The organism is Paenibacillus sp. Mc5Re-14 (assembly GCF_001049835.1).
In the GTDB taxonomy this organism is placed as follows: Bacteria; Bacillota; Bacilli; order Paenibacillales; family Paenibacillaceae; genus Paenibacillus; species Paenibacillus polymyxa_C.
The window spans coordinates 3,626,361-3,648,535 of record NZ_CVPD01000001.1; the positions used below are offsets into that span (position 1 = coordinate 3,626,361).

The window sequence follows — 22,175 nt, forward strand, 5'->3', positions numbered from 1 at the left end:
TGTACCAGTGTTGTCCGGTGCATGCTACCGTTCACCATGATCTTGTCGAAATAGACACATGATCCTGACAAACATCCAAGAATAGCACACCCCTATTGAGTATGTATAAGTATACCTGACGGCGAAAGGAGAGAATTAGATGAGACAACTTGCAAGCAAATGGCTAAAGACGAAGGCCCTCCTCCATCATCCACATACCGCCGTTTATATACCGGAAACCTGTCTATATAGTGAAGAACAATTGCGCATGATGCTGCGGCGGCATGCTTTTGTATTTATAAAACCCGTAAAAGGAGGCGGAGGGGTCGGAGTCATGCGCGTGGCCAAGGAGGGGAGGGGCTATACCTGTACGCGTATGGAACGAACACATCGGTTCAGCCATTTTAGTGCGCTTGTAGTCGGAATCGATAAGCTCCGAATCCAACGTCCGTATCTCATTCAGCAAGGTATTCAACTAGCAAGTATCCAAGGTAGACCTGTTGACTATCGAGTCAAAGTCGTAAAGGAAGGGGGAAAATGGGAGTTTCGTGCAGTGGTGGCGCGTCATGCTCGCCCCGGACTGGTCATAACGAATTTGTGCAAAGGAGGAACTTTGTTGAAGGGAACAGAGGCACTTCGGATGATATATCCGCGACGGCTAGCTATACGAAAGCGGCGGGAGATCGTTGAACTTACACAGCACTGTATTCCTATACTCGAAAGGAGATTTCCCGGGATCGGACAACTGGGATTTGATTACGGGCTTGATTGGAATGGACGGATATGGATTTTAGAGGTAAACACAAGACCTCAATAAATTCATGTTTTTTTCAAAAAGTTACCATTATAGTCTATTAACAAGATGCTAAATATAATATATTTGTATAAACATAAAAAAAATTTTTTTTGCGTTTAATCGCCAAAATTCTGTGTATAAATATTGTCCACATTATCCCCTGTCACATATAAGGGTTAACGACACTTACCAACAATTTATACACAGGATTTCCACAATTGACTGTGGATAACAGAACGCTTGTTCCGTTTTTGGTATTTTGATAGAATAGATTTTGAAATAAAAGGAAAGGTTGTGTCGAGGATGGCTATGCTGACGGATGAAATGCTTTTGGATTCCTATCAGATGGCAATCGAGCTTAAACTTGAATGTGACTTCATTGCACTGTTGCTGGCTGAAATTCACAAAAGAAATCTAGAGATGAATACAGCCGTAGTCCTTCATTAGACCGGACAAGCTCTCGTACTGCGACTGTAAAGTCATTCAGGGTTCGGATGACTTTACGGACAATCACTGCAACGAATAGGCACACCGTAAAAAAGGGTATTTCACTCCAGAGATTCAAACATGGAGTAAAATACCCTTTTTTGTCATAGTCTAAATTAACTACATTTTCATGTTACTGCTGTGACCGGGAGACAACTTGGCGTCTGGATCTACATAGACCTTGGCGTTGTTGACTGCCGTAGGGGCTTCACCAAAACCAACCGCGATCAGCTTGAGCTTGCCTGGATAGGTGGTGATGTCTCCTGCAGCGAAAATGCCAGGAATATTCGTCTCCTGACGAGAATCGACCACGATGGAGTTACTTTCGATTTCAATTCCCCATTCAGCAATCGGGCCAAGTGTGGATACAAATCCAAAGTTAACAATGACATCGTCCACTTCGATTTCCTGAGTTTCTTTGGTTTTTACATGAGCAAGAGTGACCTTAGTAATCGTATCTTCCCCATGCAATTCTGCAATTTCCGTTGGTGTAATAACTTTTACTTTGGAAGCGAGGAGGTTTTCGACACTGTGTTCATGCGCGCGGAATTTGTCACGGCGGTGAATCAATGTAACCTGTTCTGCAATCGGTTCCAGCATAAGGGCCCAGTCTACAGCAGAGTCACCGCCGCCACTGATTAGCACCTTACGGCCTGCAAATTTGCTCAGGTCGCTGACAAAGTAATGCAGGTTCGTTTTTTCAAAACGATCGGCACTTGGAAGCTCCAGTCTGCGCGGCTCGAAAGCACCCACGCCAGCGGTAATGATAACCGCTTTACCATGATACTCGCCACCTTTGTCTGTTTTGACGATGAAGTGGCGTTCTTCTTTCTTCTCTAACGATACAACTTTCTCTTCTAGCTGCACCTCTGGATTAAAATGGTTCATTTGTTGAACCAAATTGTTGACCAGTTCCTGTGCAGTCACTTTAGGAAAGCCAGCAACGTCATAAATATATTTTTCAGGATAAAGGGCTGCAAGCTGGCCGCCCAGTTGGGGCATACTTTCAATTAAGGTGACGGATGCCTGACGCATTCCTCCGTAAAAAGCGGCGAAAATACCGGCTGGACCGCCTCCGATTATGATCAGATCGCGGATCTCCGCACCTGTGGATTGAGCTGTCACTCTAAAAACACCTCCGAAAGGGATAGTATGAATTGTAGATATTGAATCAGCCGCATAGAGGTTCAGATAGCCGCCGAACGTATGATTCACTGCTTATCATTATAAACTGCTGGGTTCCTCTTGCAAAGTTAAAGCGATTAATATTTGATGAAGACTTTCCTGTGAGTATAAATTAACCGTGTTGAAAGAAAAGCTGTGAATATTGAATGATTATGTATATCGGAAGGGGTAGAAGCATGAGCAGTATTCCCAAAATTGTCATTGTGGGCGCTGGATATGGCGGAATATTGACGGCTCAGCAATTGCAAAAGGAGCTCAAGCACAATGAGGCAACTGTCACGCTAATCAACCGTCATGATTACCACTATATTACGACTCATCTTCACATGCCTGCGGCAGGCACGGATACGATTGAGCATTCGAGGATTCCGATTGCGCAGCTCATCGATGAGTTCAAGGTGGATTTAGTCAAAGGAACAGTTAAGGAAATCATACCAACGGAGAAAAAAATCGTGCTGGAGGATGGCTCGCTATCCTACGATTATTTGGTTATCGGACTAGGTGGGGAGCCGGAAACATTCGGTATTCCAGGGATGGATCAATTCGCGCTGACGATTCGCAGTATTAACTCTGTGCGCCTGATTCGAGAGCATATTGAATATCAGTTGGCCCTATATAAAAATGATGGTAAACCAGGTCGCCTAAATTTCGTCGTAGGGGGCGCTGGTTTTAGTGGCATTGAGTTTGTAGCGGAGTTGGCGGATCGTCTGCCACAGCTGGCTAAAGCTTACGACATCGATTTTAATCGAATTCAAATCATTAACGTTGAGGCAGCTCCTACAGCATTACCAGGGTTTGATCCTGAACTGGTGGAGTATGCGATGGATGTCCTCAAACGTAAAGGGGTTAACTTCCGTATTGGAGTTCCGATTAAGGAATGCCTGCAGGATGGTGTAATCGTTGGTGAGGGTGAGAAAATTGAAGCCTGCACGGTCGTCTGGACGGGTGGGATCCGTGGGAACGGTTTGATCGAGAAAGCCGGATTCGAAGTGATGCGTGGAAGGGTGAAAGTCGACGATTTTCTGCGTGCACCGGGTCACGATGATATTTTCATTATCGGGGACAGTTCTCTGATGTTTAATCCCGAAGGCCGCCCTTATCCACCGACTGCCCAAATTGCAATGCAGCAAGGAGTGCTTTGTGCCAAGAATCTGGCCGCTACGCTCCGCAAAAAGGAGCTGCACAAGTTCGTATTCTCCAATAAGGGTACAGTTGCATCTCTTGGAAAGGGCGAAGCCGTCGCCGTAGTAGGTAAACGCAAAATCAAAGGCTGGGTGGCCGCACAGTTGAAAAAGATCGTAGATCTACGCTATCTGTTCATCATTGGCGGCATTCCACTGGTATTGAAAAAAGGGCGATTTTTCTAATCTCAGCCAAGTAGTCAAGATCACCTAAAAACAATAAGAACAGAAAAAAAAGGTTTCCACGACTCCTACCAGAGCCTGGAAACCTTTTTTCTATTGCTTTTCTTTTCTATATATTAGAGATCTACAGCTTCAGCATGTCTTCAAATGTTTCTTCGTTCAACACGCTGCCGACATAGAAGGAACCAAATTCACCGTAACGGGCACTTACTTCATCAAAACGCATTTCATAAATTAGCTTCTTGAATTGAAGTGCGTCGTCGGAGAACAGGGTTACGCCCCATTCCCAATCATCGAAGCCGATGGAACCTGAGATGATTTGCTTTACTTTGCCAGCATAGCTGCGTCCAATTAAACCGTGGCTGCGCATCAAGGTGCGACGTTCGTCCATCGAAAGCATGTACCAGTTGTCATCCAGATCACGTTTCTTGTTCATTGGATAAAAACAAATATAACGAGCCTTGTTTAATACAGGTTTCAGGCGTGCGACAATTTGTGGATTTTGCATTGGATCTTCTTCCTTGCTCAAATAATTACTCAGTTCGACCACACTTACATAAGAATAAGTTTTGGTCGTATATTTGGCGAAGGTTGTTTTGTTGAACTCATTTTCCAATTTATTGAGGTCTTCCAGCGTTTCACGCAGGTGCAGCATAACAAAATCAGCCTTTTGTCCGACTATAGTATAGACAGCCGAGCTGCCCAGGCCTGCTTCCTCGGTAACGCTCCATTCCTTCATAAACTCTTGAAGCTCGTCCAGTGCTCCCGCGCGCTCTTCATCGTCTGCGGTTTTCCATGCCGTCCAGTTGATGGACCGGAAATCGTGAAGCGCATACCAGCCTTCCAGTGTGGAGGTTACTTCGTTGGGTGTTGCTGGGGTTTGTTGAGGTTGATGTTGATTCACGATCTACACTCCTTTACGATCTGTAAATGTAATCGGCTTAGCCGAAATATGTGTACTTCCGTATATCGTTCCCGTATCCAATACGTGATGTTTAACCATTATATTGTAGCTCAATTTGGAGCTTTTCACCAATGAAAGAAGTGTGAAGAATATTATTTTTCCATGATGCAGGTCACAAAAGTCATAAAATAGTTAGTATTCTCGAAAAAAGAAGAACTCGGACGAATACGGCTGCCAAAAAGGAGGACAATTGCCCTTATTTTGTTGGTCCCACCCGAGGGCAAGTATGATAGAATAGTAAAACATCTTGGAGAACGTTATGTCAGGAAAGGAAGAATGTCGGAATGCGGATGAAAAACCTGCTGCACTATACTGAGAACCACCGCTACTGCGTTTATCGGGAATTTGGCTTGAGCGCACTGGATGAATTGATGCTGGGAAGTGTCTATCAGCCGATGGTAGGCGCATTTGCGGTCAGTCTATATCGACTGTTGTTCCAGCATGTGCCAGTCGGACAGATCGGTTATTCGCCGTTGGAACAGCAACGTCGACTTTTTCTGACACTGGGACTGGAGCCAAGTGAGAAGGGACGCAAGTATTTGATTGAACAGACCTCCAAGCTGGAGGCTGTCGGTCTGTTGCAGACGTCCAGGCTGTATGCGCCTGAAACGGACGATTATATGTATGAATATGAGATGCAGCCACCGCTCGCACCTGCTGAATTTTTCAGAACGCAGCACCTCACCCTTTTGTTGAGAGACAAAATCGGTAAGTTTGCAGTGCTTTCTCTGAGAGAATCGTTGTGGAGCAGGGAATCTAGCGAATGGTCGCAATCTTCCCATAATAAAGAGAATATTTCGGTTCCGTTTTATGAGCTGTTTGAGCTGAACACCCATGTTATCGATTATGAGCTGGAACAGGCGCTGTCCGAGGTGTCCACGAGCCGTCAGACTGGAGCATTAGCGTCCGAATCGGAGGAAGCATTGAACTATGCCGATATTATTCTTCGTTTTCCGCGTGAATCCGCCAATCGCAAGCACGTGGAACGTCTTCGATTCGAACACGAGCAATTAGGTATGGTCAATTACGTGGTCCGTAAATTTGATCTCTCTGTACAGGATATCAGCCGCTTGCTGGATGAGGACGGCATTTTTACCGAAGCAGGTGACTTATTGCTCGACGAGCTTCAGCTTCGGGCTAGCCAGCACTCCAGGCAGGAACGGAAGCGTCAGGAGGAACAGCAGGTGCAGGCCGCCAAGGTGGTTGCCTTGCGCCAGAGGGAAACTTCCACACCTGAAGAGCCGCCTGCAGAACAGGCTGTGGAAATGGAATTTTATGTAGAGGTACCACCACAATTCACAGCCAAGTGTGACATTCACCAATATAATATGATGCTGCGCAACGAGCCTTATCGCCGTTTGCTGCAAACCTTTTTTCCTGGCACGGTTCCCGGTAACCTGCTGGATATATTCGAGAAGATTGATATCAGCTATAAGCTGCCTGGTGAAGTCATCAATGTGCTGATCCATTATTTAATGTCACTGCTCGTATCGGGGAGCGATCAACGGATTAACCGCAACTTTGTCGAGGCCGTTGCCTCCAACATGCTGCTAAAGCAGGTAAACACTTACGAAAAAGCCGTTCAATATATAAGGGATCAAGCCAAGGTAAAAGGAAAACAGTCTACTGCTTCTTCTTCCGGGGGCAGATCCCGCACGTATGCCAAAAACAATGGGCCTGCCAAGCCGTCTATTCCGATCGTACAAGATCAACCTTCCGAGGAATCCGTATCCGAGGAAGAACTGGATGAACTGCTTCGCCTGGCCGAACGATTGCAATCCGGCAAGCAAAAAAAGGTATAGTGGAAGCCAATTCAATAATGTGTCGACTTTATGGCGGTCGGCAGCGAAGCGTCTCTCCCGCTCCATAACTCTGCACATTTTAGAAAGGAGGAGTGTCCTTGGAATCACTCGGTGATTTGCTACAGCAGATGCAGAACCCCTCGTTTCGCCAACGCACTCGCAGCGTAGCCGATCAGGTTCTAAATGATCCGCTGGTGAAGGAATTTTGTGCTGCCCATCCTGATGTGGACGAAACGCAATTGCGACTTAATATGAGTATGCTCTTTCAGTATACCCGGGATCGTCGAAATTGCGACAACTGTCCGGGATTGGAACGGTGTCCTAACGATTTTCAGGGTCACTTTTGCAAGCTGGGCGTGGAGTACCCAAATGGAACAGCGGAAATGGTGGACATTCGGACCCCGTGCGCCAAGCTGGTTGCTTCTCAGCATGAACAACGGGTGCGCGAGCGAATTAAAAGCTTTTATGTAGATGAGCGCGCGCTGTTGGAAGGCTATAATGCCGTTGAAATTGCGCGCAAGGATTTGCAACGCGTGCCTGCAGTAAATCAGGTATTCCGCTATATTGAGGAAACCAAAAGTCAGGGTTTATTAAAAAAAGGGCTGTACCTGGAAGGTACGTTTGGTACGGGAAAAACCTTTTTGATGGGCTATCTGTTGCACGAGTTGGCTCTGTCGGGTTTCAACGGTGTGATTGTGTACATGCCTGATTTTGTGGAGGACTTAAAATCCATGATTCAGGATGGACAGAAGCTCAAGGAAACGACTGAAATGCTTAAAAATTGTGATCTACTTGTATTTGACGATATTGGTGCTGAAAATTTGAGTCCATGGGTACGGGACCATGTAATGGGCTCCATTTTGAATTACCGAATGAACCGCAAACCGACCTTTTATACTTCCAATTACTCGCTGCAAGGGCTAGAGAAGCATCTTAGCTTTACAAGCAAAGACGGAGAGGAAATGTACAAGGGACAACGCTTGATGGACCGGATTCGTCCTTTTGTAGATGTCATTACCGTCAAGGGGAAAAATCAGCGAGGATAAGCGGTCATCTGCCTACTCTTTTGATATCTTACAATTAAAAGACTATTGTGATATAATTAAAAGGTGTCGAAACAGACATTACAGGTTATAATAATGTTGACTTTTCTATAAAGGAGGAACATACAATGGCAATTGTTAACGTGTCCGATCAATCCTTCAACGCAGAAGTCGAAGGCACAGGAACCGTTTTGGTTGATTTTTGGGCGCCATGGTGCGGTCCTTGCAAAATGATCGCTCCAATTCTGGAGGATCTGTCCACAGAAGTTGGCGATAGTGTCAAAATCGCGAAGGTGAACGTGGATGAAAATCCAGAGTCTGCTTCCCGTTTCGGCGTGATGAGTATTCCTACCCTGATCGTCTTCAAAGACGGACAGCCTGTTGATAAAGTGGTAGGCTTGAACTCTAAAGAAGCATTGAAAAGCATGCTTACTAAACACCAATAATCATGGAATGTGACCCATGCTCCTGCGGGGGCTTGGTGGAGCGCCATGAACAGTCAATGCCTCCGGTTATATATACCGGGGGCGTTTTTGTGCATTATTCCTATATAATATAAGTAGTTAGTTGAGCAGTCATTAAGAATGGAAGGAGGAACCGGGCGAATGAAATCCTATGCGGAGGACTTGCAGAACCAGGAGAAGGCGCTGGAGAATATACGGCACAAATTAGCATTGCTGCCGGATGCATCAGGCTGTTACCTGATGAAGAACAGCGAAGGCACCATCATTTATGTCGGCAAGGCCAAAGTGTTGAAAAACCGGGTCCGTTCCTATTTTACAGGTAGCCATAACGGCAAGACGCAACGACTGGTTGCCGATATTCGTGATTTTGAATATATCGTTACAGGCAGCAATATGGAGGCGCTCATTCTGGAGTGCAACCTTATTAAAAAGCACCAGCCGCGTTATAACGTGCTGTTGAAGGATGATAAAACCTTTCCGTACTTGAAAATTACGAACGAGGCACACCCCAAGCTGGAGGTAACCCGTCGCGTTCTGAAAGATAAAGCGAAATATTTTGGACCGTACCCTAATTCCTACGCGGCACATCAGACGAAAAAACTGCTGGATCGTATGTATCCGCTACGCAAGTGCGGTGTGATGCCAAAAGAAGTGTGTCTGTATTATCACATGCATCAGTGCTTGGGACCTTGTGTGAAAGAGGTTGAGAAGGAAACATATGACCAGATCAGTCAGGAGATTGGTTCCTTTTTGAGTGGAGGACATGAGGAAATTAAAAAGGATCTCCAACGTAAAATGCAGGAGGCCGCAGAGGAATTGTACTTTGAGCGTGCCAAGGAGCTGCGGGATCAGATTATTAGCATCGACGCGATGATGGAAAAGCAGAAAATCACCACATCTGATGCGAAGGACCGGGATGTATTCGGCTTTTCGGTAGATAAGGGCTGGATGTGTGTACAGATTCTATATGTCCGTAAGGGTAAAATGATCGAGCGCCATATGTCGACTTTCCCTTTCTACGGTGAAGCTTACAGTGATTTTATGTCCTATGTGACGCAATATTACAGTGACAACCCGGCAGTGCCGCAGGAGATATTGTTGCCGGATTCTCCTAAGCTGATGAAAGCAAAATCGGCTGATGTTGATCAACCGATTGCAACAGAAACTGAGCTTTACAGTGCAACTACAGCTGAGACTACCGGGATTACAGATGAGGAAGCAGTACAAACGGAGTCAGACCGTTCTGCTGACCCACTGCGGGTAGCCGAAGCACGAGCAGCTTATGCAGAAGGAACGAATCAAGCTCAAGTTGGTGACCAAGAAACCGGGGAAACAGAAACAGAAACTCAACTATCCGGTGGATTGGAGGACCCATCTGCGGCAGCTCTCGCTCTGGCTGAATGGTTGGATATAAAAGTACTTGTGCCACAACGTGGGTTGAAAAAGCAAATGACAGGTATGGCGACGGAAAATGCACGTGTTGCTCTGGATGAGAAGTTTAAGCTGATCGAGCGGGATGAGGAACGGACATCCAAAGCTGCAAGTAATCTGGGACGTGCCATTGGGCTGGATAGTCTGCATCGGGTAGAGGCGTTCGATAATTCCAACATTCAGGGTTCTGATCCAGTCTCGGCTATGATCGTCTTTATTGATGGCAAGCCTGCCAAGAAGGAGTATCGAAAATACAAGATCCGTTCTGTGCAGGGACCAGATGATTATGAGACGATGCGTGAGGTTATTCGGCGTCGATATGAACGTGTGCTGAAGGAAAATCTTGAACGTCCCGACTTGATCATTGTCGATGGTGGGCGTGGACAAATTAGAGCGGCAACCGATGTATTGGAAAATGAGTTGGGTTTGTTTATACCTGTGTGTGGTTTGGTGAAAGATGCCAAACACAGAACTTCCCAACTACTGATGGGAGAAACATTTGAGGCCGTGACACTTGCACGCAATAGCGAGGAATTTTATCTGCTGCAACGGATCCAGGACGAGGTTCACCGTTTTGCCATCACGTTCCACCGCGAGCAGCGCGGCAAATCTATGGTAACTTCCCAGTTGGACTCCATTCCAGGCATCGGCGAGAAACGGCGTAAGTTGCTGCTTAAGCATTTTGGATCGCTCAAAAAAATAAGAGAGGCCAGCGTCGAAGACTTCCGGCCTCTCTCTATTGGGGATAAGCTTGCTCGTCAGATTATAGCTGCCCTTCGGGAGGAGGAGTCGTAGAATACGGCTCCTCTTTTTTCATGGGTTCAAACATGATTCGATTAGGTTTTTTGGGACTAAACCAGTAAATGATGTAGCCTACAATAGCCGGAAGTAAGATCCAGAATAGGCCGGCGCTCACATTCACGGTGTCTCCCAGACTTATCACACTAAGCCCCATTAATATGCTGTCAAAAATAACGTGGCTGAACATGGCAGCGATAAAGCCGTAACGCAGGAACACGAAACTAAACAGCAAACCAAGAAAAGTCAGTTCAATAGGTCTGGAAATCACCGGATAGATCGGATAAAGCGTATGTCCCAGTGCCCAAATAAGCGTAGTGATCAGACAAGCAACAAACGTATTCTTGACTATTTTTTTTACCATCGGAATACCAAATAGACGGTAAACAGTTTCTTCTCCAATACCTGCCATCCAAGCCATAATCGGCAATAGCCATGGATAAGCCATATTGTAAGGGGACTGCGTGGCGTCTGTAGTGGAGAACGTATTAAATGTGCGCTCCAATACAAAGAACAAAATGGATTGTACGCCCAGTAAAATGAAGGCCCACAAGTAACCGACATACATACTGCGAAGCACATACAATCCGTAGCCCGGCTCTTTAGCACGTGGCCATGCATTTAGTCCAACCTGACGCATAAGCCCGTCGCCGCCTACCAAGGAGAAATAGAGGGCTACAGCCATGAAGAAGGTAACACCAACCTGGAATACCATAAGAAATATAAGCATGCCCTTACTGCCTGCTTCAGCTTGCAATAAAGGCAGCATGTTCATTGTCCCAGCTATACTAGCAATAAAGTATACAATGGACAGAATAATACCGCGCACAAATGAAGTATGTCGTCGGGTGAGTGACGCATATACAATGGCAAGTACGCTCAGGACAAAGCTAAATAGGGCATAACCCGCATAAGTCATCCAATTCGCCCAGTATGTTTGCTTTTTAACATAGTCGGTATAGGACGAAGGGGCCGAAAAGCTTTGGGTAAACGAGCGAACATCCCCGTCTTCAAAAGTAAAAGCCAGCGTAAGTACCGAGGCGCCGATTTTCTTTCCGTCCACGGTATATTTTAATCCACCTTCCCCCTCAGTGGTCGCGAGCTTCAATTCAGATGGCTTAAAGCCAAAGCGTTTGATCCATATTGCTGCAGCCTGTTCCTTGGCTTCGAGCGTCATGTCACCCTCAGCTACACGTACAAGTCTGCTTCGTGCTTGTTCATCTGTAGAAACATCAGCCTGTGTGTAATTGGTGCTGGAGGTGATCCGTTTAAAGCTAACGACCTTCCCAGTGGATAAATCCACATGAATTTGCAGCTTGCCCTTCGCCGAGGAGTCAGGCAAATCAACCCGAAAGGTTTCATATGGATAATTTTTTTTCCATGTACGATCGTACTCTTGAACCAATTTTTCTCTGGATAAATAACCGTACAAATCTGTTTCAGCCTGATAGGTTACGACGGGCTTCTCTGGCTGTGATTCCGTATAGCCCAACTCGGAACGGGCGAAGTCCAGGGCGTGTATGACCGCTTCTTGTTTGCTGATGACCTTTGCATTCATCAATGATTCCGGACTTGGATTGCTAAGCGAGGGAATAAGCAATTGAAAGATAAAAAAGCAAATCAGGCCAACCCCGCCCAGCAAGCCTAATTTTTTGAAGTTGGCCGTGAGCACGACCGGTTTCCCGATAGGATTCATGAGTTTCCTCCTTAATCTGTAAATAAGAACATCCATTAAAGATATCATACTGCACAGGTTCCCGCCAACAGACCAGCGATATTCATGAAAACAGAGTGAAAGCACTTTAAAGTTTTAATAAAATTAGATAAGCTGTGATTAACCGATGTCTATTCGCGAATTAAAGCCAATTTCACGTTTTTTCGGCGAAATCGATTTTGTGATCTGGATAGAGAAGGATTATAATCTTGAGGCAATGCCTATGAAATATATGGGTAATGATATACATTTAAGCCGAATTTCTATGAGAAAACGGGGGAACCATGTTACTGGGGTGAATTTTACAGCCGATCCTGATGGACCGGAAGTGTAAATAGGGCATACTGTGCTGTCCGAATCCGTCAGCTAACCTCGTAGGCTGTGGGCAGGAACCAAGTCAGGCACTCGGTTTTCCGGTGTCTTTTTTTGTGTGTATAAAAGTGTTTGGATTGGTTAGACCGCTGCGGGTTCAGATTATTCTTCCGTTTGCTGTTATCCCCGGATTTTTTTTGATTGTATAAACCCTTTAATGGTTAAAATCCGGAGATAAAGGCAAACGCTTCGCTTCTTCAGAACAATTCTGCCCCCTTCGCTGCTGCTCGCCAATAGCACAGGGAGCCGAGTAGTGTTTGACATGCATTCTTCCTGTATTCAGGGAATGTTAATTATAGCTACTTAAGGTTTGGAAAATCAAAAAAATCAGGGGCAACGACGATCGGAAGATAAATGGAACGCGTAGCGGGCTTACACCGTATTAAGTCACTGTTTTTATAGTTTTAAGGATTAGGAGAGAAGTGATGAATAGATGAATCCCAATGCACGCTGGCTTCGGCTTTCTCCACCGCAGATATTCGTTGCAGGCTTTGCCATTATCATTCTAATAGGTAGTTTATTGTTAATGCTGCCCATCTCTAATACAACAGGAAGACCACTTGCGTTTATAGACGCTTTGTTTACTGCCGCGTCCGCGACCTGTGTAACCGGGCTTGTCGTTAAGGATACAGGGCTCTTTTTTACAACCTTTGGTCAAATCGTTATCGTTGCGCTGATCCAGATCGGTGGTCTTGGCTTTATGACCATGGCTACCTTGATTGCGCTGGTGTTCAAACGTCGCATTTCCTTGCGGGAGCGCCTTATTTTGCAAGAAGCGATGAATCAGACCTCTGTCGAAGGAATTGTTGGATTGATCCGCAAGGTGCTATGGTACTCGCTGATGATTGAGGGAGTATGTGCAGCTATTTTTTCGATTCGCTGGTCATTTGATATGCCTGTCGGCAGGGCGATTTATTTTGGAATTTGGCATGCCATTTCCATGTTTAATAATGCTGGTTTTGATTTATTCGGTGAATTTCGCAGCCTGACAGGTTATGTATATGATCCGATTGTTAATTTTACAGCCATGTTTCTCATTATTTCGGGTGGTATTGGTTTTGTAGTGATGTCAGACCTGGCAGATTATCGTAAGCGTAAGAGACTATCCTTACATACCAAGGTGGTACTCAGCATGACAGCTGCTCTGATTGTCGTCGGGACGCTCGTCATTTTTGTATTTGAGTTTACGAATCCAAAGACGCTTGGCTCGCTTGATTGGGGTGGTAAACTGCTGGGTTCTTTATTCCAGTCCGTTACTCCACGTACCGCAGGTGCCAACACGCTGGACATTGCAGGCTTGCGGCAGGCTACGCAGTTTTTTATCATCATACTCATGTTTATTGGAGCTTCGCCTGGCTCCACTGGGGGCGGGATTAAGACCACTACATTTGCCCTGCTCATTGGAGCGGTGTTTTCGATGCTGCGGGGACGGGAAGATATTGTGCTGTTCCGGTACCGACTTGCGCAGGCACGAATTTATAAGGCTTTGACCATTACCTTGCTGGGGCTGCTGTTCGTGATTGGGGTGACGATGATTCTGTCCGCAACCGAAGATCATCATTTTCTAATGATCTTGTTCGAGACAGTGTCTGCATTTGGTACAGTAGGGCTGTCTATGGGGCTTACACCTGATTTGTCAGTTGTAGGCAAGCTGGTGATTACTCTGACGATGTTTGCAGGCAGGCTGGGTCCACTCACGCTAGCTTATGCACTGGGACCGAAAAAGGGTAAGGAATTGTATCGTCATCCAGAAGGTAAAATAATTATAGGGTAAGGGAGTTTTCGAGTAGATATGAAAACGCAGCAGTTTGTAGTCATTGGCCTGGGACGGTTTGGCTCAAGCCTGGCTTTGCAATTGGTGGATATGGGGTGCGAGGTGCTGGGCATTGATCGGAATGAGGATGTTGTAGACAGTATGAGTGAGATCCTGACACATACTGTCGTGGCGGACGCTACAGATGAGGATGCGTTGCGGTCACTGGGCATCCGTAATTTCGATTGCGGCATTGTTGCAATTGGTGATGATATTCAGGTAAGCATCCTGACCGCCATTTTGCTGAAGGAGCTGGGTGTGAGAAAAGTCGTAGCCAAAGCTATATCTGTACTGCATGGGCGTGCGTTAGAGAAGCTTGGGGTGGACCGAGTCATTTATCCGGAACGAGATATGGGTATTCGGGTAGCGCATCAGCTGGTCACGCCTAATCTGCTCGATTATTTGGAGCTGTCCAAGGAATACAGCATTGTGGAACTCAATGTGCCTGCATGTCTGAATGGCAAAACGTTAGCAGAATTAAATGCTCGTACCCGCTTTGGTTGCAGCATCGTGGCACTTCATACGGCGAATGGTATCTTGATCGCGCCGACAGCTATGGATCGGCTGAAAGCAGACGATATTATGGTCATTATCGGCTCCAATGACAATATCGGCCGCTTTGAGGATGAGGTCGTTAATGTCAATGAAGAGGGTTAAATTCTCTACACCATACGGTAGCCTGCAAACGAAGCGCGTGTCTCGCTAATCCAGCGTCGTGCTGTCGGGCCGAGATCGGCCGTTTCTGAGTATATGAGGGAGGTCGTTCGGCGTGTCTCCTTCAAATCAGGCAAGTACAATGCAGTAAGTCCATTATCTCGCAGCAGTTCGCTGCGCAAGTAGGATTTGGGCAGCAAAGCGGATGCCTTGCAGGTTGGAAGCAGGCGTACAATCGCCTCGAAGGAGTCGATTTCCATGCGGATATCCGGCATAATGCCGCTGCGCTGGAACAAGTCATCCGTCAGGCTGCGGTACCAGGTTCCTTTGGAGAAAATGATCATCGGCAATCCTTGCAGGTCCTTCATTGAAGCCGTTCCTGTCTTGACAGTTAATTCATGCCCGATGGGGACGACTAGCTCCAAATGATCGTCAAATAACGGAATGCAGCGTAATCCAGCTTCATGAATGGCAGACCCGACAACGCCGGCGTCTGCTTTTTTGTCGCGTACAAAGGCGACGATTTCATGCGTTTTGCCGGTGAGCAGCTTTAGCTCAGTCTGAGGATGCTTGCTCATGAAAGCCTCGACGAGGGTAGGCAACGTCGTTTGGAGTGTCGTAAGACTTGCGCCCAGAGTAAGCATGCTCTGGGCTTCATTTTTGTGCTGTGACAGCTTTTGTAAGAAGCGAAGCTGACGTTGCCGTTGCTCCAGCGCGAAAGTATATACAAATCGGCCAGTCGATGTAATTTCGAGCCGTTTGCCCCGACGATCAAAGAGATGGACACCCAGCTCTTCCTCCAGCTTGGCAATTTTGCGAGACAGGGCGGGTTGGGACAAATTCAGCAGTTTGGAGGCTTTATTCAAGCTGGACTGCTCGACAACGACGGCAAAAGCGTTCAAATCCTCAAACAAATCTTCCACTTCCTCTCTATATGCAAAAAAGACATAATAATTAATACGTATATTGCAATTCCATTATAAGCCGAAAAGGAGTAACATGAAAGCGACACAAGATGTTCACACTTTTGTTTTTCCTTATAAGGGACACCTTGTTGAACATTCCCTGTCGGGAACTGTCATTTTATATGTTATATTACTGTTGAAAACGCTATTATTGGGAGAAGGGAGCATGACCTAGATGAGAGGATTTTATTCCAGAAAGCTGCATTCGCTTCTTGGCGTCATTCCGTTGGCTCTATTTTTTGTTGAGCATTTGGTGACAAACTTCACAGCGGTGGAGGGCGGTAAGGAAGGTTTTAATCGCAGCGTGGCCTTCCTGAATGGTTTGCCGCTGGTTATTGTGTTAGAAACGTTATTTATCTACTTGCCATTACTGTTCCACGGAATCTATGGCTTGTATATCGCTTATCAGGCTGATCCGAATGTCAAAAGGTTTGGCTATTCGCGTAACTGGCGCTTTTTGTTCCAGCGTATTTCCGGCGTCATTACGTTTGTATTTATTATCTGGCACGTATACGACACACGCTTTCAGGTGGCCCTGGGTAATGTCACTCATGAGGAGCTAGGCGGCGTAATGCATGGCATAGTGACGAACCCAGTCTATTTTATTTTGTATTTAATCAGTGTCGTTTCGGCATCATTTCACTTTGCTAATGGACTGTGGGCATTTATGGTCAGTTGGGGGATTACCGTGGGACCACGTGCCCAAAAAGTATCTTCCTATATCTGTATGACCCTGTTCGTGGTGGTGTCGATCGGCTTCGTTGCTTCCCTGCTTGCATTCCGTAGCGCGGAATTCCAAGAAACGGCAACAGCCTTGGTGCATTGCAGCGCTTTTAAACAGCTACTGTAAACGAGTTATTTAAATTATACATCGTGTTGAGATTCTATTTTGAATGGTAAAAGGGGATTTAGTACAAATCCTGAAAAGAAGGAGTGAGCAGAAATGGCAGCATCCAATATTATTGTCGTGGGCGGCGGTCTGGCAGGTCTAATGGCTACGATCAAGGCGGCAGAGGCGGGAGTCCACGTTCATTTATTTTCTTTGGTTCCGGTCAAAAGATCCCACTCCGTTTGTGCGCAAGGCGGCATTAACGGTGCGGTAAATACCAAAGGTGAGGGAGACTCACCTTGGATTCACTTTGACGATTCAGTCTATGGCGGTGACTTTCTGGCAAACCAGCCGCCGGTAAAAGCGATGTGCGAAGCGGCTCCGGGAATCATCCATCTCATGGATCGTATGGGGGTTATGTTCAATCGGACACCAGAAGGACTGCTGGATTTCCGCCGTTTTGGCGGTACCCAGCATCATCGCACAGCCTTTGCTGGTGCGACGACAGGACAGCAGCTCCTGTATGCTCTCGATGAGCAGGTACGACGCTGGGAATCTGCTGGTTTGGTGACCAAGTACGAAAACTGGGAGTTTTTACAGGCTGTACTGGATGATGAAGGCATCTGTCGAGGGATTTGTGGGCAAGATTTGCGTACGATGGAAGTGAAGACTTTTGCAGCGGATGCCGTTATTCTGGCATCTGGTGGTCCCGGGATTATTTTCGGTAAAACCACAAATTCCGTCATTAATACCGGCACGGCTGCCGGTGCAGTGTATCAGCAAGGCGTTCGCTATGCGAACGGTGAGTTTATACAGATTCATCCAACGGCTATACCTGGTGACGACAAGCTGCGTCTCATGTCCGAGTCGGCACGGGGAGAGGGCGGTCGCATTTGGACGTATAAAGACGGAAAGCCATGGTATTTCCTTGAAGAAAAATATCCGGCTTATGGAAATCTGGTCCCTCGCGACATTGCGACACGTGAAATATTCAGCGTATGCGTTGATGATGGACTGGGTATTAACGGCGAGAACATGGTCTATCTGGATCTGTCTCACAAGGACCCGAAAGAGCTGGATGTAAAACTGGGCGGCATTATTGAGATTTATGAAAAATTTGTCGGCGACGATCCGCGTAAAATCCCAATGAAAATATTCCCGGCTGTTCATTATTCAATGGGCGGCATGTGGGTCGATTATAACCAAATGACAAATATACCGGGTCTGTTCGCAGCTGGTGAGTGTGAATTCCAGTATCACGGAGCGAACCGCTTGGGTGCAAACTCGTTGCTGTCGGCTATTTATGGTGGGATGGTGGCTGGGCCAAAGGCTGTGGAATATATCAAGGGCTTGAAAAAGTCTGCACAGGATGTAGCTTCTTCGGTATTTGATGCGGCAGTCAATCAGCAGACGGAGAAGTATGAGCGCATTTTGCATATGGACGGAAAAGAAAATGCCTATGTTCTTCACAAAGAGCTGGGTGAGTGGATGACGAACAATATGACCGTGGTTCGTTATAATGACAAGCTGGAAGCTACGATTCACAAGATCAAGGAGCTGAAGGAACGTTACTCGAACATTAACATTAATGACGCTTCGCGCTGGAATAATGCGGGTGCGGCGTTTACACGACAGTTGTGGAATATGATGGAACTGGCTGAAGCGATGACCAAAGGGGCGCTACTGCGCAACGAAAGCCGCGGGGCCCATTACAAGCCGGACTTCCCGGATCGCAACGATGAAGATTATCTGAAAACGACGATTGCAGATTGGACACCGGAAGGACCACAAATTTCGTATGAAGAGGTTGATGTTTCACTGATCAAGCCGCGTGTTCGAGATTATTCCAAGAGCAAATAACAGAAGGGAGTGTATTTAGATGTCGGAGCAAGCAGTGAAGTCGAATAAAACAGTGAAGTTCGTGGTTACTCGTCAGGATGAGCCTAATGCCAGTTCCTATACGGAAGAATTCGAATTGGCCTACAGACCGGGAATGAACGTGATCAGCGCGCTGATGGAAATTCAGCGTAACCCGGTAGACAGCCAAGGTAAAGAGACGGCTCCGGTGTGCTGGGAGTCAAACTGCCTGGAGGAAGTATGTGGAGCTTGTTCTATGGTGATTAACGGCAAGCCACGTCAGGCATGCGCAGCGCTCGTCGATAAGCTGGAGCAGCCGATTACGATTGCGCCCATGAGTACATTCCCGGTAGTACGGGATTTGGTCATTGACCGCAGCCGGATGTTTAACGCGCTCAAGAAGGTCAAAGCGTGGATTCCGATTGACGGTACCTACGATCTGGGACCGGGTCCTAGAATGGCAGAGAAAAAGCGTCAGTGGGCGTATGAGCTGTCCAAATGCATGACCTGTGGTGTCTGTCTGGAAGCATGCCCGAACGTCAATGAGAAGACGACGTTCATCGGTCCTGCGGCGATATCTCAGGTTCGCCTGTTTAACAGCCATCCGACAGGGGAAATGAATCAGGAAGAGCGCCTGGATGCATTGATGACGGACGACGGGCTAGAAGGCTGTGGTAATTCGCAAAACTGCGTACGCTCTTGCCCGAAAGGCATTCCGTTGACAACTTCTATTGCCGAAATGAACAAGCAAACGACTAAGCATATGTTTAAGCGCTGGCTGACTGTGTAGCAGAGCCAGCCCATAGGTTGTACTCAAACAGGCTTCTTCCCAACCGGAGAAAGCCTGTTTTTTTGCGCTCAGGAATGATGGAGGGTAACATGGAGGAAGGAGCGAGGGACAGCACTTATGGTATAATTATAATATTGTGTATCGTTTTGGAGAAAAGGAGGCTGGACAGGTGACTGTGCAACCGATAACGAATCGACCTGTCACGAGGTCGGATGTAATGAAAGGATTAAAGGAGCTGGGAGTTCAGAGCGGCATGACATTGCTTGTTCACTCGTCGATGCGCAGCTTTGGGCGCTTTGTTCCAGGCGGGGCCTCCACCATTCTTGCCGCATTAACCGAAGCGATTGGCCGGGAAGGGACGCTGGTGATGCCAACACAGTCACACGACTTGACAGATCCGTCCACCTGGATGAACCCGCCTCTGGATGAGTCATGGTGGGAACTGGTACGTGAGGAAATGCCTGCTTATGATCCGGCCTGGACGCTGACCGGAGGGATGGGCGTCATTGTAGAAACGTTCCGTGGCCTGCCGGGAACAGTGCGCAGCGGACATCCGCACGTTTCTCTGGCGGCATGTGGACCTGCTGCTATAGGCTTACTGGAAGCGCATGAGCTTGATTTTGGGCTGGGTGAGCATTCGCCCTTGGCAAAGCTGTATGAGGCAGATGCCTATGTACTGCTGCTGGGCTGCGGACATGACAGCAACACCTCCTTACATTTGGCAGAATATCGAACAGCCTACAATGGACGTGAAGTTGTCACGCATCAAGCCCCTATGATGGTGGATGGGACCAAAACGTGGGTGTCTTTTCAGGATTATAATATTACCTCGGATGATTTTGAGCAGTTGGGACTTGATTTTGAACGGGAATGTCCCACATCCTTTATGCGGGTGAACATTGGAGAGGCTTCATGTTTTTTCGCAAGGCAACGGGATTTGGTTGACTATGCAGAGCAGTGGTTGTCCACTCATCGCTAAAGCTTCTGGACAGTAGGAAATGCTGAGAAATGAGATAGAAAGGACAGAACGCAAGGGGGGAACGCATAATGAAGAAGACGTCGCAAATCCGCCGCGAGAGTCAGGATGGCCCACATCAGGAGGCCACTATCCCTCCCGGTTCTTCGCGGCGTTCCTTATCAAATGAGCCAGCCAATCCTTCCCGCCGCCGTTTTTTGAAAAAAGCGGCTTTAGCCACAGCAGGAACTGCACTATTGGCTGGAGGATATGCCTCCTTATGGGAGCCTAATCATTTGGAGATTACACGCTTCAACTTGTCCCTTCCTCGTCTTCCGTCTGCATTTGACGGAATTAAGGTGGTGCATTTCAGCGATGTGCACTTGGGGTTTCACATGGATGAGCAGGATCTGAGCGAGCTTGCGGACCGAATAGCAGGTCTGGAGCCGGATTTACTCTGTTTTACAGGCGATATTGTAGATGATTTTTCAGTATCTATGAAGGCCGCTGTTCCAGTTATGGCTTCCATGCACGCTACCCTTGGTAAATTTGCTATTCTGGGCAATCATGATTATAGAGGCTTACCCGCCGGCGTTCAGGAACTATATCCAAAAACCGGGTTTACACTGCTGAGAAATGAGCATGCGGTTGTAGAGCGCGCGGGACAACGTGTGGCCATTGTCGGCTTGGAGGATAACATCATGGGCAAGCCCAATCCGCAGCGTGCAATCCACGGACTGCCTGATGAGATGTGCAAGCTGCTGCTGATGCATGAGCCGGACTATGCAGATGTGGCGGCACAAATGTCCTTTGATCTTCAATTGTCAGGACATACACATGGGGGACAGGTACGTTTGCCTGTCATTGGAGCACCGATGCCACCCCCAGGTGGACGCAAGTACATTCAGGGATTATTTCATGTGGGAACGAATAGAATGCCACTGTATGTCAGCCGAGGCATTGGTATGACACATTTGCCAATACGAGTGCTGTGCAGACCGGAGCTTAGTGTTATTACGTTAAAATCTGGCCAATAGGTCATGATCCTTTTTTCATCTTCATCATATATGTTGGAACTACATAATGTTGGCTTGAATGTAGTGTAGAGATGTAGCCGTTTCGGACAAAGGAGTGAGATTCAGATGGATCGTATTGCTGTCATTTCAGATATTCATGGCAATTGGCCTGCTTGTGAGGCGGTGCTGGAGGATATTGCTTCCCGAGGCATTAGCCGTGTGTTTTGTTTGGGGGATCTGATCGGCAAAGGGCCTAGTCCGTGCGAGGTTCTGGATGCTATCCGTCAACATTGTGAAGTCGTCGTTCGGGGCAATTGGGATGAGCTGGTTAGCATAACGGATGATCTCAATTTTAGCTGGCAAGCCGAACGTTTGGGTGCAGAGCGAGTGCAGTATTTGGCACAGTTGCCGTTTCATTATGATTTCAGAATGAGCGGACGTCGTATCCGCTTGGTGCATGCCTCGCCGCAAAGTGTGTATCACCGCGTACAACCATGGGATGAGCCAGCCAAAAGGCTTGCCATGTTCGATCCGCTAGCTGAAGAAAGTGGAAAAGTACCTTTTGCTCCAGAGGTTGTGGGATATGGGGATGTGCATAATGCCTTTATCCAGCATTTTCAGGGAAAAACACTTTTTAACGTTGGGAGTGTCGGGAATCCGTTGGATATTACCCAGGCTTCCTACTGCATTTTAGAGGGGCGATGGGGAGAGGAGCAGCTCACGCCTTTTTCCATTCATTTTGCACGCGTACCCTATGATATAGAATTGGCAGTAAAACAAGCAGAGGAGGCAGATGTGCCTTCTTTGGCATATTATATTCGAGAGCTGCGTACCGGAATTTACCGGGGAATTCAGGACCTGGATTAAGTATGGAAATATGCATGGCTAAAAGCAGAAT

At 47.1% G+C, this 22,175-nt stretch carries 19 protein-coding genes and 1 riboswitch; of the genes, 15 read left to right on the top strand and 4 right to left on the bottom strand.

Annotated features, from left to right (window positions below; translation table 11 throughout):
* Positions 1–139 precede the first annotated feature (139 nt).
* Both BN1546_RS16465 and BN1546_RS16470 read left to right on the top strand, forming a co-directional pair.
* The gene (locus tag BN1546_RS16465; protein ID WP_090738339.1) at positions 140–796 is read left to right on the top strand and encodes a YheC/YheD family protein; all 657 of its coding nucleotides are present in this window, start codon (positions 140–142) and stop codon (positions 794–796) included.
* A gap of 282 nt (positions 797–1,078) precedes the next feature.
* Entirely contained in the window at positions 1,079–1,222 is a 144-nt protein-coding gene (locus BN1546_RS16470; protein WP_007431918.1) for a sporulation histidine kinase inhibitor Sda, read from the top strand.
* Between the two features lie 159 nt (positions 1,223–1,381).
* Here the strand turns inward: BN1546_RS16470 and BN1546_RS16475 are convergent, their stop codons facing one another.
* Positions 1,382–2,386 carry an NAD(P)/FAD-dependent oxidoreductase gene (locus tag BN1546_RS16475; RefSeq protein ID WP_090738341.1) on the bottom strand — a complete coding sequence of 335 codons (1,005 nt, stop codon included), beginning with the start codon at positions 2,384–2,386 and terminating at the stop codon, positions 1,382–1,384.
* 236 nt (positions 2,387–2,622) lie between these two features.
* On the opposite strand from BN1546_RS16475, the gene BN1546_RS16480 reads away from it, so the two are divergent.
* Positions 2,623–3,813: an NAD(P)/FAD-dependent oxidoreductase gene (locus tag BN1546_RS16480; RefSeq protein ID WP_058711979.1), complete on the top strand. Its 1,191-nt coding sequence runs from the start codon at positions 2,623–2,625 to the stop codon at positions 3,811–3,813.
* 121 nt (positions 3,814–3,934) lie between these two features.
* Here the strand turns inward: BN1546_RS16480 and hemQ are convergent, their stop codons facing one another.
* A complete protein-coding gene (hemQ, locus tag BN1546_RS16485; RefSeq protein WP_013372883.1) occupies positions 3,935–4,714 on the bottom strand; it encodes a hydrogen peroxide-dependent heme synthase in 780 nt (259 codons plus the stop codon).
* A 344-nt stretch (positions 4,715–5,058) separates the two neighbouring features.
* Here hemQ and BN1546_RS16490 point away from each other — a divergent pair, with 344 nt between their 5' ends.
* The 4 genes from BN1546_RS16490 to uvrC all read left to right on the top strand — a co-directional run bounded on the left by BN1546_RS16490 (position 5,059) and on the right by uvrC (position 10,309).
* Positions 5,059–6,576: a replication initiation and membrane attachment family protein gene (locus BN1546_RS16490; RefSeq protein ID WP_013372881.1), complete on the top strand. Its 1,518-nt coding sequence runs from the start codon at positions 5,059–5,061 to the stop codon at positions 6,574–6,576.
* Between the two features lie 98 nt (positions 6,577–6,674).
* A complete protein-coding gene (dnaI, locus tag BN1546_RS16495; protein WP_013372880.1) occupies positions 6,675–7,622 on the top strand; it encodes a primosomal protein DnaI in 948 nt (315 codons plus the stop codon).
* A 125-nt stretch (positions 7,623–7,747) separates the two neighbouring features.
* Positions 7,748–8,065: a thioredoxin gene (trxA, locus tag BN1546_RS16500; protein ID WP_010347861.1), complete on the top strand. Its 318-nt coding sequence runs from the start codon at positions 7,748–7,750 to the stop codon at positions 8,063–8,065.
* 159 nt (positions 8,066–8,224) lie between these two features.
* Complete coding sequence (gene uvrC / locus BN1546_RS16505) at positions 8,225–10,309, top strand: excinuclease ABC subunit UvrC (RefSeq protein WP_090738343.1); 2,085 nt, start codon at positions 8,225–8,227, stop codon at positions 10,307–10,309.
* On the opposite strand, the gene BN1546_RS16510 is transcribed toward uvrC, so the two are convergent.
* Positions 10,278–12,008 carry a CPBP family intramembrane glutamic endopeptidase gene (locus BN1546_RS16510; protein ID WP_090738345.1) on the bottom strand — a complete coding sequence of 577 codons (1,731 nt, stop codon included), beginning with the start codon at positions 12,006–12,008 and terminating at the stop codon, positions 10,278–10,280. The genes uvrC and BN1546_RS16510 overlap by 32 nt on opposite strands.
* 261 nt (positions 12,009–12,269) lie before the next feature.
* Positions 12,270–12,422, top strand: a riboswitch (cyclic di-AMP (ydaO/yuaA leader).
* Positions 12,423–12,831: 409 nt separating this feature from the next.
* On the opposite strand from BN1546_RS16510, the gene BN1546_RS16520 reads away from it, so the two are divergent.
* Together BN1546_RS16520 and BN1546_RS16525 are read left to right on the top strand one after the other, a co-directional pair.
* A complete protein-coding gene (locus tag BN1546_RS16520; protein WP_090738349.1) occupies positions 12,832–14,172 on the top strand; it encodes a TrkH family potassium uptake protein in 1,341 nt (446 codons plus the stop codon).
* A gap of 18 nt (positions 14,173–14,190) precedes the next feature.
* Complete coding sequence (locus BN1546_RS16525; protein WP_013372875.1) at positions 14,191–14,868, top strand: potassium channel family protein; 678 nt, start codon at positions 14,191–14,193, stop codon at positions 14,866–14,868.
* A 5-nt stretch (positions 14,869–14,873) separates the two neighbouring features.
* Here BN1546_RS16525 and BN1546_RS16530 read toward each other — a convergent pair whose 3' ends face one another.
* The gene (locus BN1546_RS16530) at positions 14,874–15,779 is read right to left on the bottom strand and encodes a LysR family transcriptional regulator (protein ID WP_058711984.1); all 906 of its coding nucleotides are present in this window, start codon (positions 15,777–15,779) and stop codon (positions 14,874–14,876) included.
* Between the two features lie 226 nt (positions 15,780–16,005).
* On the opposite strand from BN1546_RS16530, the gene BN1546_RS16535 reads away from it, so the two are divergent.
* From BN1546_RS16535 to BN1546_RS16560, 6 genes are all read left to right on the top strand, one after another.
* Complete coding sequence (locus BN1546_RS16535) at positions 16,006–16,680, top strand: succinate dehydrogenase cytochrome b558 subunit (RefSeq protein WP_025674087.1); 675 nt, start codon at positions 16,006–16,008, stop codon at positions 16,678–16,680.
* A gap of 93 nt (positions 16,681–16,773) precedes the next feature.
* Entirely contained in the window at positions 16,774–18,519 is a 1,746-nt protein-coding gene (gene sdhA / locus BN1546_RS16540; RefSeq protein ID WP_013372871.1) for a succinate dehydrogenase flavoprotein subunit, read from the top strand.
* Positions 18,520–18,538: 19 nt separating this feature from the next.
* Positions 18,539–19,306: a succinate dehydrogenase iron-sulfur subunit gene (gene sdhB / locus BN1546_RS16545; RefSeq protein WP_013372870.1), complete on the top strand. Its 768-nt coding sequence runs from the start codon at positions 18,539–18,541 to the stop codon at positions 19,304–19,306.
* A gap of 169 nt (positions 19,307–19,475) precedes the next feature.
* Entirely contained in the window at positions 19,476–20,285 is an 810-nt protein-coding gene (locus tag BN1546_RS16550) for an AAC(3) family N-acetyltransferase (protein WP_013372868.1), read from the top strand.
* 68 nt (positions 20,286–20,353) lie between these two features.
* The gene (locus BN1546_RS16555; protein ID WP_090738351.1) at positions 20,354–21,298 is read left to right on the top strand and encodes a metallophosphoesterase; all 945 of its coding nucleotides are present in this window, start codon (positions 20,354–20,356) and stop codon (positions 21,296–21,298) included.
* A 105-nt stretch (positions 21,299–21,403) separates the two neighbouring features.
* Positions 21,404–22,144 carry a metallophosphoesterase family protein gene (locus tag BN1546_RS16560; RefSeq protein ID WP_090738353.1) on the top strand — a complete coding sequence of 247 codons (741 nt, stop codon included), beginning with the start codon at positions 21,404–21,406 and terminating at the stop codon, positions 22,142–22,144.
* The last annotated feature ends 31 nt before the right edge of the window (positions 22,145–22,175 follow it).

What these genes read in the sequence shown, in the direction of transcription:
- BN1546_RS16525 (WP_013372875.1), top strand. Translation starts at nt 14,191, where the DNA reads ATGAAAACGCAGCAGTTTGTAGTCATTGGCCTGGGACGGTTTGGCTCA.
- BN1546_RS16480 (WP_058711979.1), top strand. Translation starts at nt 2,623, where the DNA reads ATGAGCAGTATTCCCAAAATTGTCATTGTGGGCGCTGGATATGGCGGA.
- trxA (WP_010347861.1), top strand. Translation starts at nt 7,748, where the DNA reads ATGGCAATTGTTAACGTGTCCGATCAATCCTTCAACGCAGAAGTCGAA.
- BN1546_RS16560 (WP_090738353.1), top strand. Translation starts at nt 21,404, where the DNA reads ATGGATCGTATTGCTGTCATTTCAGATATTCATGGCAATTGGCCTGCT.
- BN1546_RS16555 (WP_090738351.1), top strand. Translation starts at nt 20,354, where the DNA reads ATGAAGAAGACGTCGCAAATCCGCCGCGAGAGTCAGGATGGCCCACAT.
- BN1546_RS16535 (WP_025674087.1), top strand. Translation starts at nt 16,006, where the DNA reads ATGAGAGGATTTTATTCCAGAAAGCTGCATTCGCTTCTTGGCGTCATT.
- BN1546_RS16465 (WP_090738339.1), top strand. Translation starts at nt 140, where the DNA reads ATGAGACAACTTGCAAGCAAATGGCTAAAGACGAAGGCCCTCCTCCAT.
- BN1546_RS16510 (WP_090738345.1), bottom strand. Translation starts at nt 12,008, where the DNA reads ATGAATCCTATCGGGAAACCGGTCGTGCTCACGGCCAACTTCAAAAAA.
- BN1546_RS16520 (WP_090738349.1), top strand. Translation starts at nt 12,832, where the DNA reads ATGAATCCCAATGCACGCTGGCTTCGGCTTTCTCCACCGCAGATATTC.
- sdhB (WP_013372870.1), top strand. Translation starts at nt 18,539, where the DNA reads ATGTCGGAGCAAGCAGTGAAGTCGAATAAAACAGTGAAGTTCGTGGTT.
- uvrC (WP_090738343.1), top strand. Translation starts at nt 8,225, where the DNA reads ATGAAATCCTATGCGGAGGACTTGCAGAACCAGGAGAAGGCGCTGGAG.
- BN1546_RS16490 (WP_013372881.1), top strand. Translation starts at nt 5,059, where the DNA reads ATGCGGATGAAAAACCTGCTGCACTATACTGAGAACCACCGCTACTGC.
- sdhA (WP_013372871.1), top strand. Translation starts at nt 16,774, where the DNA reads ATGGCAGCATCCAATATTATTGTCGTGGGCGGCGGTCTGGCAGGTCTA.
- BN1546_RS16470 (WP_007431918.1), top strand. Translation starts at nt 1,079, where the DNA reads ATGGCTATGCTGACGGATGAAATGCTTTTGGATTCCTATCAGATGGCA.